Source organism: Idiomarina loihiensis L2TR, from assembly GCF_000008465.1.
In the GTDB taxonomy this organism is placed as follows: domain Bacteria; phylum Pseudomonadota; class Gammaproteobacteria; order Enterobacterales; family Alteromonadaceae; genus Idiomarina; species Idiomarina loihiensis.
Genome location: NC_006512.1, coordinates 1623925 through 1635801, shown reverse-complemented (window position 1 = coordinate 1635801; position 11877 = coordinate 1623925). Strand labels below are relative to the sequence as shown.

Here is an 11877-nt window from a genome sequence, read left to right as displayed (position 1 = left end):
TTAGTGGTCCAGTTTATGGTAGCTTCCAACTTCAAGTACGGGCGCGGCGTCGAGACGTTCCGCATCCATCATATTGGCAATTCTTTGCATTGACGAGAGCAGCAACGACTGCTCCCATTCATCCAGTGCCTGAAACTTTTCGATGAAATCTTCCTGCAACGGCTGTGGCGCTTTTTCCAGTAGAGTCAGGCCCTGCTCAGTGAGGTACAGAGAAACCCTACGTTTGTCTTGTTCACTACGGTGTCTGTGGATTAACTGCCGATGTTCAAGGCGTTCGATGACATTAGATACGGTTGCCGGGCTTAGATTGATATTTTGTGCCACTTTACTGGCGGTTATGCCGTTCGCCGCATTTATTTCACGCAAAATTAATAACTGAGGCGCGGTTAATCCGGAATACTTATTTAGCTGCTTAGAGTATAAGTCGATGGCGCGAATCACTTTTCTTAAGGCCAGTAGCAGTTCTTCGTACTTTTCCATAATTGCCTCGTAACTTATTAGTACCTTGGAGCCGATAAGTCAGTACGGCGAATTTGAACGACGACCCCGAGTTTAGGGTGATCAAAGTAATGTGTTTCGTGACTGATAACTCGCCGTAACTGAGAAAAATAATAGCTACGTAAATAGGGTGCTTGTTTACTCGCACCATTAAGGGCATACGCCGCCTGAGTTTCTAAGTCGTTGGCTATACGCTTAATTTTATCTTGTTCGCGTAAGTTGAATTCACCGTCAATATGCAGATAGTTACCGACCAGGAAAATATGCATTAAGCCGTCAAACTCCCAGGCAAGCTGAGGGTTTCCTGCTGCGGTCAGAGGTGGGCGAACCGGTATGTTATCGTCTGAGCTGATAAAGGGCTCGGTCCCTGATTTAATAACGCTGAACAGGCGTTGGATATTATCCATGCGCTGCTCCTGGCCAGCACTGGCCAGCGGTGTATCGAGTTGCTCCTGCTCTTTGGGAAAACCATTGTAGAAAAAGTCGTTGCCATAATTTTTACCGCCAAATAAGCGCATTTTACGACCGACACCCCGGGTAAATACCGGTTGCCTCCAGGCAAGGTGCAACAGAGGTTTAGCCTGACCTTTGCGCTCGAGTTCGGTTCTGATAGGAGAGAGTTCGAGCGCATCTGCAGGCATCAGGAAAGGTTGCGAAGCCTTCGTTATATCGCCACCGGGGCCATCAATAACAACCTCAGTAGAGGTCATTTCAGATAACCTGTGTTCCGGTGCGAATGGGTTACCGGCAATGGGTATCCATTGTTCTTCATTGTCATACCGACAGGCAATATCAATTTGCCAGTTTTGTTCAGAGAATGCTTCGCAAACAGGCAGAGCGCTGCGAAGAGAGCGGTTTTGTTGGCTGTAGTGAGGCGTTAATAAATCCCGGCTTTTATTAACCGCAATAGGCTGCATGGTTAAAGAAAAGTTTTCACCGGACTGATCGGTAGCGGTTTGTTTGAAGACCAGAACTTCAACTTCAAACCAGCGCCAATAATCTTTATCTGTTTGGGCCGCTGCATTTACAGACACTAAAGCCGTTAATGCTGTTGCTAAACCCAGTACCGATTTTACACCCCGATGTACCAGCGCCATTTATTCACTCCTGTGTTACGCCGCCTGAGATTGCTCTGCAAACTCGTCTAGCAGAGACTCTACCAGTTTTAAGCGGCTTTGAGTATCTTCCAGTGGTTGACTCAAACGTAAACGATTCGGCCCGTCCAGCTTATAATAGCTGGGCGCTTTTTGAATTAACCCAATAATTATCTCGGGGTTAATTTTCGTGTCGTCGGCAAACTCAATAATACCGCCCTGATTACCAATATCAATTTTGCGTATACCTAACTGTTCCGCATTATTGCGAAGTTGTGTCTGCCGAATCAGGTTTTTTGCGGCGTCCGGTAACAGGCCAAAACGATCAATCAATTCTACTTGCAGATCATCAAGCTCTTTGCTTGTTTCGCAGTTGGCTATTCGCTTATACAAACTTAAACGATTATTGACGTCTGGTATGTAAGCTTCAGGTAAAAGTGCCGGCAGTTTCAGGTCAATTTCAGCACGTTCGTGTAGCAGTTGCGCAAGCGCGGGTTCTTTGCCTTCTTTTAAAGCTTTAACCGCTTGCTCCAGCATGTCCATGTATAAAGTAAAGCCAATGCTTTCAATCTGACCACTCTGATCATCGCCCAGCAGCTCGCCGGCACCACGAATTTCCAGGTCGTGAGTTGCAAGCATAAAGCCGGCACCCAGGTCTTCCAGCTGAGAAATCGCTTCGAGGCGCTTGTGTGCGTCTTTGGTCATGCGTTTGGGGTGTGGCGTCAATAAATAGGCGTAAGCCTGATGATGCGAACGTCCGACCCGGCCCCGCAGCTGGTGCATCTGCGCCAGACCCAGGTGATCGGCGCGATCCATAATAATGGTGTTGGCGCTGGGTATGTCGATACCGGTTTCAATAATGGTGGTACAGACCAGCACGTTAAACCGCTGATGGTAGAAGTCCGACATAATGCGCTCAAGGTCACGTTCACGCATCTGTCCGTGAGCAACCACAACCCGCGCTTCCGGAACCAGAGCTTCAATATCGGCCGCAGTTTTTTCAATGGTGTCGACATTGTTGTGTAAGAAATAAACCTGACCACCGCGCAGAATCTCACGCAATATTGCCTCACGAACCGTTGGCTCGTCGTATTCGCGGACAAAGGTTTTTACTGCCAGTCGCTTAGCTGGTGGCGTGGCTATAATTGAAAGGTCACGAATGTTGTTCATGGCCATATTCAGGGTACGCGGAATCGGTGTTGCGGTTAGCGTCAGAATATCTACGTCAGCGCGCAGGCGTTTAATTGTATCTTTTTGTCTTACACCAAAGCGGTGTTCTTCGTCGACAATAAGCAGACCTAAGTCATGACACTTAACATTGTCTTGCAGTAACTTGTGGGTACCAATAACAATGTCGACTTTGCCGTTGGATAAGTCTTCAAGAATGCCTTTTGACTGCTTGGCGGTTTTAAAGCGCGACAGCACTTCAACCCGAATGGCCTGATCAGCAAAACGGTCACTGAAGTTTTCGTAGTGTTGCTGGGCAAGTAGGGTGGTAGGAACCAGCACCATTACTTGTTTACCTTCATTAACTGCAATAAAGGCCGCGCGCATGGCCACTTCAGTTTTACCAAAGCCCACGTCGCCGCAAACCAGTCTGTCCATAGCGCGGGGCTGTTGCATGTCCTGCTTAACCGCATCAATTGCAGTCTGTTGGTCAATGGTTTCTTCAAACGGAAAGCCGGCGGCAAAACGTTGGTAATCTTCTTCGTTAATGTTAAATGCATAGCCGGGTTTCGCTTCACGGCGAGCGTAAATGTCGAGCAGTTCAGCCGCAACATCACGGACTTTTTCCGCAGCACGTTTTTTGGCCTTGTCCCAGCTGTCGTTCCCCAGTTTGTTTAACGGCGCATGGCTTTCTTCACCGCCACTGTAGCGGCTTAAAACGTTCAGGTTTGCTACCGGAACATAAAGTTTTGCGCCACCTGCGTACTCAATGGTAACAAATTCGGTGGTGACATTTCCGGCATCTAAAGTTGTCAGCCCTTGATAACGACCAACACCGTGGTCCAGGTGAACAACGGGCTGACCGGCTTGCAGTTCTGCTAAATTGCGAATCAGTGTATCGGCACTGACAGTGGCTTTTTGCTGACGTCGACGGCTTTGCACCACTCGATTACCAAATAATTCGGTTTCGGTAATAAACCAAAGTTTGGCGTCTGGTAAATAAAATGAATTAATAATGGGGCTAATGATTAACCCAATTTGTTGGGTTGGGCATTCATCCAGCCCCGAGCAAAGTCTTACCTGAAAACCAAGCTTGCTGACAATTTCCCGTAAGGCTTCGCGGCGGCCTGCGCTCTCGGCTGACAGCAGAACTTTGTCACCCGTTGTCAAAGCCTGTTCCAGTTTGGTCTTTAACTTGGCAAAGGGTTGCTTTTGCTGATGGTCAGCTGCAATTTCCGTTACAGCCTGTGTCAAAAATGGCGTCGGACCGGGTTGGGCCATTTCTGCCGGTACATTGGCCCGTACCCGACGATATTGTTTGAAACCGGCGTGAATATTATCGACCGGAAGAAACAGCTCATTGGGGTGCAGTAACGGCCGTAAAGGGTCAAACTGACGCTGATCGTAGCGGTGGTTAATATCCTGCCACAGTCGTTCCAGGCTCGCCTGAATGTTGCCGAAAGTAACCAATACCGTGTCTTCGGGAAGGTAATCAAACAAGCTGGCAGTTTCTTCAAAAAATAACGGCAGATAGTACTCTATACCACCAGGTAACTGGCCTTTACTGACTTGTTGATACACCGATTCACGCTCAGTGCTCGCCTCAAAGTGCTCACGGTAATTTGCGCGAAAGCGTTCAATTGCCGTTTTTGTCAGTGGAAACTCGTGTGCGGGCAGCAAGTTAATGCCGTCTATTGGATCTTTTGATAGCTGAGTCTCAGGGTCAAACGGCCGAATGGTATCGACTTCGTCGTCAAAAAAGTCGAGTCGGTAAGGTGTCTGGCTGCCCATAGGGTATAAGTCTAAGATAGAGCCGCGGGCACTGAACTCGCCATGCTCCATTACTTGATTAACATGACGGTAACCGGCATTCTCAAGTTGCTGGCGCAGCTTCAGGCTATCGAGTTGCTGGCCTTTTTCAATTTGTAACGCTTGCCCCTGCACAAAAGAGGTTGGAGCAATTCGGTGCAGCAGGGTATTAATGCTGACAATCAGTGCGCCGCGCTTTGCATCAGGAAGGCGTGCCAGCACACTGAGTCGGTCAGAAATAATGTCCTGATGCGGCGAAAAGCTGTCGTAAGGCAAAGTTTCCCAGTCGGGAAAAAGCGTAATGTCGTCATGGTATTCGGTGTGCTCACCGGCAAAGTATTTCACTTCCTGTTCTAACCGGTGTGCCTGGTTAGCATCTGCGGTGACAATTAAAACCCGCCCTGGCGTGGCGTCAATTAGCCTCGCTATCGCCATTGCCGGCGAGCTGCCATGCAACTCCTGCCAGGTAAGGTCTTTGTTTGCTGCCGGAGGAAAAGGGGGTCTTAATACAGATGCCTTAGTCATGACTACTCAACTGGTTTGGAAAAACGTCGGTATTATACCGAAATCAATCAGGATTTGGATGACAGGTTGTCGTTTTGTTTTTCTTCGCGGCGTTGTTTGGAACGCTCTTTAAGCTGGCGACTCTGGGCATGAAGACTGGCCCGAATCAATAGCTCCTGATCTTCCTCGCGAATTTGAGCAAAGCTGAGAGTGCAACGATAAGTCTCACCCTCGTCTTCTGGTTCTGAGTTTTCAGCTGTCAGATAACAGTAAATTGCCAGAGCTTCTTCTTTAAAAAATAGTTTTGCCTGAAATGTCTGACCTTCGGTTAGTGGCGACTCATTTATTATGCGAATACCACCGCCGCCGTATTCAACGCCTTCAAAGCGGTGAGCCGGATCATCCTCGTTGCGGAGCATGTAGCCCAACAATATGTTCATGCGTTTGTGTTGCTGTTCTAGAAAGGCGACCAGAGCGCTGCCTGATGACTGTTCAACTTTAATACTTTGCAGTTGCTGCTGGTCACTTTCAGCCATGCTGGACGCAATAGTGAACAGTTCCGGGATTTCAGCAATAAACGCGTCTTCGTCAGGGATACTGTCAGCCGAATCCAGCGCAATTAAATTGACCGGGAAACGATCTCTTACGGTGAAGAAATCTCCGATTGGTGATGTCATTGATGTCTGCGATTGCGTCATTGTGTCGGCTTTTAGTTGTCAGGCTCAATACAACTCATTATCCTTGCTCGTTATGAATTAGCAACCATCAAATAATTGAGGGTATATGTTTCAGCCGGTCGTGCTGTTTATTGGCCTGCGCTATAGTCGGGCAAGGCAGGGGTCTGCGTTTACCGCCTTTATCAACCGCTTTGCCTTTGCCGGTATTGCCCTTGGGGTTATGGCTCTGGTGGTTGTCATGTCGGTTATGAACGGTTTTGAAGGCCAATTGAAAGAACGGATTTTGGGCGCAGTCCCTCAGGTAACCCTAACCGACGCTGACAGCACTACGGAACTGACAAACTGGCGTAAAACCCAGGAGCAACTGCCCGAACTAGAGGCTATTAAAGGGTCAATGCCGTATGTGCAAACGCAGGGCATATTGCAGTTTTCAGAAAAGATGTCGGTAGCCAATATACAGGGCATTTACCCGGATGCGGGCGAGGTACCTCTTTCACTCGAAGATAAAATGGTGGTTGGTGACTGGCTCAGTCTAACCCCGGGCAGTTATCACTTGATAATAGGTCAGCGACTGGCGCAAAAACAAGGAATAACCGTTGGCGATAACATTCGAATTATTGCCGCGCAGGGCGGTGTTTATACACCTTTTGGACTAGTGCCGTCGCAGCGCCGCTTTGTCGTTACCGGGTTCTTTTCTATGGGCTCAGAGGTGGATGAATCGGTTGTTTTTGCCCACGGTAGTGACTTAGCTCGTTTAATTCGCTTACCTGAAGGAAAAGTGAGTGGGCTGCAGTTGTTTTTAGATGACGCTTTTAAAGCCCCCCAAGTGGCAGAAAGTCTGCGCAATAAAACGCAATTAACGACCAGCGACTGGCGACAAAATTATGGCCAGTTATTTGAAGCAGTTGGCATGGAAAAACGCATGATGTGGTTAATGCTGGCGCTAATCATTGCTGTTGCTGCGTTTAATACTTTATCGGCTCTTATTATGGTGATAAACGACAAACGCCACGATATCGCCATATTACAAACGTTGGGTTTATCTAACGGGCGTATACGCACGGTATTTTTATTGCAGGGGCTTTATAACGGCGTTCTGGGATCATTAATTGGCGTTATTCTGGGGCTGATATTGAGCTGGTATCTGAATGATATTCTGGCTTTATTCGGTGCACAGATCTTTGCCGGATCAGATGAAGGTTTGCCAATTATTATTAACGTGTCTCAGGTTATTATTACCGTGGTTGCCGCAATTACCTTAACTTTGGTGGCAACGCTATATCCCGCATCACAAGCCGCACATGTTCAACCCTCGGAGGCATTACGCTATGACTGACGCGCTGTTGCGTTGCAAAGAATTGAGTAAATCCTATCAGGACGGGGGCGACCAGGTTACCGTTTTAAAAGACATTGATTTTGCGCTGCAAGCCGGAGAAATGGTTGCCGTAGTCGGAGCGTCAGGCTCGGGTAAAAGCACTTTGCTGCATTTGTTGGGTGGACTGGATAAACCCTCATCGGGTCAATTATTTTATAAAGATCAGGAAATGACGCCCTGGAAAGCCGACAAGTTGGCGCAGTGGCGTAACCAGAACCTTGGCTTTGTGTATCAGTTTCATCATTTATTGCCGGAATTTTCAGCGTTGGAAAACGTTGCAATGCCGCAAATGATAGCTGGTAAAAGTCCGACGGAAGCTAAACAGCAGGCTGAGCAGCTTTTAGTACGCGTGGGATTAGAGCATCGGTTGTCGCATCGTCCGGCACAGCTCTCCGGCGGTGAACGTCAACGGGTTGCAATAGCCAGGGCTTTTGTGAATAAACCACAGGTTGTGCTGGCTGATGAGCCAACCGGTAACCTCGATGGTGAAGCGGCTGAGAGTATTTATCAGTTAATGCTGGAGCTGAACCAGGAAATGGGCACGGCTTTTATTGTGGTCACTCATGACTTACAGCTGGCTGAGCAACTGCAGCGCGTAGAAGTTTTAAAAAATGGAATTTTGCATAAGGAGCAAGGCTAATGCAGCTTGCCTGGTTAATAGCCCGACGCTTTCGTAAAGGTACTGCGAAACAGGGCTTTTTGTCGTTTATATCGGCCTCATCCACTATTGGTATAGCGCTTGGTTGCGCGGTTTTAATTGCGGCTTTGTCGATGATGAACGGGTTTAATCAGGTGCTGCAGGAGCGGTTACTGGCGGTTGTTCCGCAGGTCGAGTACAGTGCCGTCGAGGGCGCACTGGAAGACTGGCAGGAGGTTGCGGAAATTGCCCGGCAGCATCCGGAAGTTATAGCGGCGGCTCCGGGAATTAATTCCACCGTCATGGTGCAAACCCAGTCAACTTTTCATGGTATTCAGGTTCGGGGAGTATCTGCAGAGCAGGAACAAAACGTATCGGCCTTATCTGATTATGTAAGCAGCGAAGACTGGCAACGCTGGCAGCAGGAAGGTGGTTTGCTGTTAGGGGCGGGGCTAGCCGATAAGCTGAATTTAGCTGTTGGCGATTCTGTTTCCTTACTTACCCCGGAAAAGTCTGAGCGAGGTTTCCGCTCGCCGGAACGGGTGCGACTGGAAGTCACTGGGTTGTTTAAATTTGGCGGACAAATTGACTATCAAAATGCCTACGTCTCTCTGCAAACGGCTAAGAATGAGTTGAGTTTTGCCAGTGATGTCAGCTCGGTACGCTTGCGGTTAAAGGATGTTTTTTCGGCTCCTGCGGTTGCCCGGGAAATAGGTAACCAGTTGCCAGAATTGGTCTATCTGGATGACTGGACCCGAAGTCACGGTCATTTATATCGCGATATTGAGTTGGTGCGCTGGGTAGTGTATCTGGTTTTGATTCTGGTTATGGCTGTAGCCTGTTTTAATATTGTTTCAACACTCATTATGACGGTAGCGAAAAAGCGCAGCCAAATTGCCATGTTGAAAACCCTGGGTATGAAAGACAAGTCCTTACTGCAATCCTTTGTGTTACAGGGGTTAATGAATGGTCTTTATGGGGTGGTTATTGGTTGTGCCTGTGGAATACTTCTGGCTCAGTTTTTACCCGATATTATGCTGACACTTGAATCCTGGTTTCACTTTAAAGTGCTTTCCAACGATATCTACTTTGTTGGTGAGGTGCCTTCCGAATGGGCTTGGGGTGACGTTATTCTAGTGGCCAGTGTGGCATTGCTAATGAGTTTGCTCGCCACTATTTATCCAGCCTGGCGGGCGGTCAAAGTGGAACCCGCCAGAGCCTTGCACGAAAGTACTTAATTGCCTTCAGGGTTGCGACGGCGCCAGGCTTTGACCACAGACTGGCGCCAAAGTAAGCGAATACCGATATAACCAATAAAGCTGGATAACGTGCCAAGAATCAAACATCCAAGCAGTAATGCTGGACCGATGGTCGAAATGCTGTGCATTAACCACTCCCAGCTAAGTTCAAAAGCAAAGGGTTGTGGTGGCTCTGCCAGCAGGGCATTGCCGACTAAATAGCACAGATAGAACATTGGCGGCATAGTAATAGGGTTTGAAACCCAGACAAGCCCAACCGAAAGTGGCAGGTTAACGCGAAAAGGAATTGCCGACGCTGCCGCTAATAACATTTGAAAAGGAACCGGTATAAAAGCGCAGAATAGACCGACTGCAAATGCGCCTGAAGCTGACCGTCGGTTTAAGTGCCATAAGTTTGCGTCGTGCAGAAGGCTGCCGAATAAGCGAATCGCTTTGGATTCGCGCACTTTTTGATGATCAGGCATTAAGCGTTTAATGAAGCGTCTGGCCATAATATGACGTTTATTACCTATCCGGTTACTGCCCCAGGGAAGGAGCAACGATGGATCGTTGGTTACTGGTCTTTATCGGCGGAATATTGTCCGCCTCGTTACACTCTGACATTAAATTTTGGCTAATTGTTTCAACTATCGCTCTACTACTTTTGGCGATAGCTTATGCTTTTTTGTATTTTAGACAGAGGGAAGTAAAACAGCGAACCATCGTACTACTAATGATGGTGTTATTTTGCGGTATTTTATGGGCTAATGCCAACCTTTATTGGCAAAATTTACGCGCTGTACCTGACCGGTTGATTGACCGGGAAACTCAGCTAACGCTTGTTGTAGATGAAATATCGCGTCGTTACCCTTTTCATATACGTATGACAGGCCGGGTAGAAGTTCTGTCTGGTAAAATTTTACCATTCTGGCAGCAACCCCGGGTTCAACTGAACTGGTATAACAGCCAGCATAAACAGGTGCCGAAAGCTGGTGAGCGTTGGCAACTGGAAGTGAAGTTGAAACAGGCAACTGACTATCGCAACCAGGGGAGTTTTCGATACCGGCAATACTTACTGCGCAATAATATTTATGCCTTAGGAACAGTTAAAGGCGGCGAAAAATTGACCCGTTCAATAAGTTTTAGACAAAAAATTTTCAATGGCATAGAACAAGCTGACTTATCTGAACCGGGTATATTGGCTGCATTAACGATTGGCGAACGCAGCTTGTTGACCTCCGCCACTCGTGAAATTTGGCAAAAAACGGGGTTAGCTCATAGCCTGGCCATTTCCGGTTTACATTTGGGGATGGTCGCCGGAGCCGCTGTCTTGTTCTTTCGTTTTTGTTTTTACTGTTTTCCCATCAGCTTACAAACCAGAGAGCGGCTAAACATCCGACTGTGGTCGCTAGCCTTCGCGGCAATGGCGGTAACTGGTTATGCCGGCCTGGCAGATTTCTCAATATCGACTGTCAGAGCGTTAACCATGTTTCTGGTGGTTCTTCTGCATATTGTGTTAAATCTCAAATTAAATCCGCTAAGTTTATTGTTGCGAGTGGTGGCAGCAGTATTAGTGGTTGATGTTTTTGCCTGGCAGGATCCCGGTTTTTGGTTATCTATTACTGCCGTTGCCGCACTTTTTCTTGCCAGTTGGCGATGGAGCAAAAGTCGTGGTCGTTTCTCCGCGGTAAAAAGCCTCTGGTCAATTCAGTGGCTGCTGTTGGTGGTGATGTCTCCTTTATCATTTTTATTATTTGGTGGTTTTTCGCTTTTTGCTCCCGTCGTCAATTTGTTGGTGTTACCTGTTATCAGTTTTTGGTTATTGCCGCTGGCTTTAATAGGAACGGTTTTGGTGTTGTTTGATTCTGGTTTCGCTGTCCTTTTTTGGCAATTGGCTGAATTTCCCGTTAGCTATTTGAACCCACTATTGGAAGCTGTAGCGGGGCACCCGGCTAATTGGCTGGAACTGAACCAATGGCCAATAACCCGTGCAGCGCGGTTTGCTGCTTTGTTCGCACTTGCTGCGGCTTTGTTGTTGCCGGTAAGCCGCGGCTGGCATCGGTTAGGTCTATTACTGTGTTTGCCTGTTGCTGCTTTTTTATTTTTTAATCAACGGGACGGGAAACTGCGTCTTCATGTTCTGGACGTGGGCCAAAGTCAGGCTGTGGTGCTAGAGAAAGACGGTAAAGCCATGCTAATTGATACCGGTATTGAGTTTAACTCCGGTTTCAGTGTTGCAGAATCTGTTATTGAACCTTTTCTTAATTACCATGGTTTGCGCCCTGAGCTGGTTTTTATCAGCCATGGCGACAGAGATCATAACGGCGGCAGAGATTTTCTTAAGCAAAGGTATCCTCAGCTAGAGTGGCGCGGGGATGCCAGTGATAAACCTTGTCGCGCCGGTGATACAGGTGAATGGAATAGCATGCAATGGAAGGTTTTGTGGCCAACGCCTGCGTATCAGAATACAAATCGGTTAAGTAAAAATAATCGTTCATGTGTACTACGCATCAGTTATAAAAACTTCAGTATGTTTTTGCCCGGTGACATTGAAATGACGGCAGAGCAATTATTGTTGAAGTCTTTACATAAACAGTCAGAAGCTAACTCTAATGTTCTGTTAATTCCACACCATGGCAGCAAAACATCGACCAGCTGGCCTCTGTTACAGGCGGTTAATGCTGACGTCTATCTTATCAGCTACGGTAAGCATAGTGGCTATGACTTTCCTCACCGCTATACACTGGAAAGGCTCTCCCGTACTCAAAATCCTTGGTTTGGAACTAGGGACAGCGGGCAACTGACTATTGTTAGTGACGGCAACACATGGAGTTTGGAGTTACCCTTTGAAAACAGGTAGAATAGCAAAAGTGTTAAT

General features: G+C 47.6%; 9 protein-coding genes. 4 read left to right on the top strand and 5 right to left on the bottom strand.

Translation table 11 applies throughout. The features are described from left to right. The 4 genes from IL_RS07800 to IL_RS07785 are packed head-to-tail and all read right to left on the bottom strand — an operon-like array spanning position 1 to position 5749. Positions 1-480 (bottom strand): MarR family winged helix-turn-helix transcriptional regulator, encoded by a 480-nt coding sequence (locus IL_RS07800; protein WP_011234765.1) that lies wholly within the window; start codon positions 478-480, stop codon positions 1-3. A gap of 17 nt (positions 481-497) precedes the next feature. Continuing rightward, positions 498-1595 (bottom strand): peptidoglycan binding protein CsiV, encoded by a 1098-nt coding sequence (locus IL_RS07795; protein WP_011234764.1) that lies wholly within the window; start codon positions 1593-1595, stop codon positions 498-500. A gap of 15 nt (positions 1596-1610) precedes the next feature. Continuing rightward, positions 1611-5093 carry a transcription-repair coupling factor gene (gene mfd, locus IL_RS07790; RefSeq protein WP_011234763.1) on the bottom strand — a complete coding sequence of 1161 codons (3483 nt, stop codon included), beginning with the start codon at positions 5091-5093 and terminating at the stop codon, positions 1611-1613. Positions 5094-5140: 47 nt separating this feature from the next. Continuing rightward, positions 5141-5749: a PilZ domain-containing protein gene (locus IL_RS07785; protein WP_016341348.1), complete on the bottom strand. Its 609-nt coding sequence runs from the start codon at positions 5747-5749 to the stop codon at positions 5141-5143. A gap of 106 nt (positions 5750-5855) precedes the next feature. Between IL_RS07785 and IL_RS07780 the strand changes: the two genes are divergently transcribed. The 3 genes from IL_RS07780 to IL_RS07770 are packed head-to-tail and all read left to right on the top strand — an operon-like array spanning position 5856 to position 8999. Beyond that, the gene (locus tag IL_RS07780) at positions 5856-7085 is read left to right on the top strand and encodes a lipoprotein-releasing ABC transporter permease subunit (protein WP_011234761.1); all 1230 of its coding nucleotides are present in this window, start codon (positions 5856-5858) and stop codon (positions 7083-7085) included. Then, complete coding sequence (gene lolD, locus IL_RS07775; protein WP_011234760.1) at positions 7078-7764, top strand: lipoprotein-releasing ABC transporter ATP-binding protein LolD; 687 nt, start codon at positions 7078-7080, stop codon at positions 7762-7764. The genes IL_RS07780 and lolD overlap by 8 nt, the downstream gene beginning before the upstream one ends. Continuing rightward, the gene (locus IL_RS07770) at positions 7764-8999 is read left to right on the top strand and encodes a lipoprotein-releasing ABC transporter permease subunit (RefSeq protein ID WP_011234759.1); all 1236 of its coding nucleotides are present in this window, start codon (positions 7764-7766) and stop codon (positions 8997-8999) included. Before lolD ends, IL_RS07770 begins: the two co-directional genes overlap by 1 nt. Here IL_RS07770 and IL_RS07765 read toward each other — a convergent pair. Continuing rightward, positions 8996-9511: a DUF2062 domain-containing protein gene (locus tag IL_RS07765; RefSeq protein ID WP_011234758.1), complete on the bottom strand. Its 516-nt coding sequence runs from the start codon at positions 9509-9511 to the stop codon at positions 8996-8998. The two genes, IL_RS07770 and IL_RS07765, sit on opposite strands and share 4 nt — an antisense overlap. A 50-nt stretch (positions 9512-9561) precedes the next feature. On the opposite strand from IL_RS07765, the gene IL_RS07760 reads away from it, so the two are divergent. After that, positions 9562-11859, top strand: a complete 2298-nt coding sequence (locus tag IL_RS07760) for a DNA internalization-related competence protein ComEC/Rec2 (protein WP_011234757.1) — start codon at positions 9562-9564, stop codon at positions 11857-11859. Positions 11860-11877: the final 18 nt, after the last annotated feature.

What these genes read in the sequence shown, in the direction of transcription:
- IL_RS07800 (WP_011234765.1), bottom strand. Translation starts at nt 480, where the DNA reads ATGGAAAAGTACGAAGAACTGCTACTGGCCTTAAGAAAAGTGATTCGC.
- IL_RS07795 (WP_011234764.1), bottom strand. Translation starts at nt 1,595, where the DNA reads ATGGCGCTGGTACATCGGGGTGTAAAATCGGTACTGGGTTTAGCAACA.
- mfd (WP_011234763.1), bottom strand. Translation starts at nt 5,093, where the DNA reads ATGACTAAGGCATCTGTATTAAGACCCCCTTTTCCTCCGGCAGCAAAC.
- IL_RS07785 (WP_016341348.1), bottom strand. Translation starts at nt 5,749, where the DNA reads ATGACATCACCAATCGGAGATTTCTTCACCGTAAGAGATCGTTTCCCG.
- IL_RS07780 (WP_011234761.1), top strand. Translation starts at nt 5,856, where the DNA reads ATGTTTCAGCCGGTCGTGCTGTTTATTGGCCTGCGCTATAGTCGGGCA.
- lolD (WP_011234760.1), top strand. Translation starts at nt 7,078, where the DNA reads ATGACTGACGCGCTGTTGCGTTGCAAAGAATTGAGTAAATCCTATCAG.
- IL_RS07770 (WP_011234759.1), top strand. Translation starts at nt 7,764, where the DNA reads ATGCAGCTTGCCTGGTTAATAGCCCGACGCTTTCGTAAAGGTACTGCG.
- IL_RS07765 (WP_011234758.1), bottom strand. Translation starts at nt 9,511, where the DNA reads ATGGCCAGACGCTTCATTAAACGCTTAATGCCTGATCATCAAAAAGTG.
- IL_RS07760 (WP_011234757.1), top strand. Translation starts at nt 9,562, where the DNA reads ATGGATCGTTGGTTACTGGTCTTTATCGGCGGAATATTGTCCGCCTCG.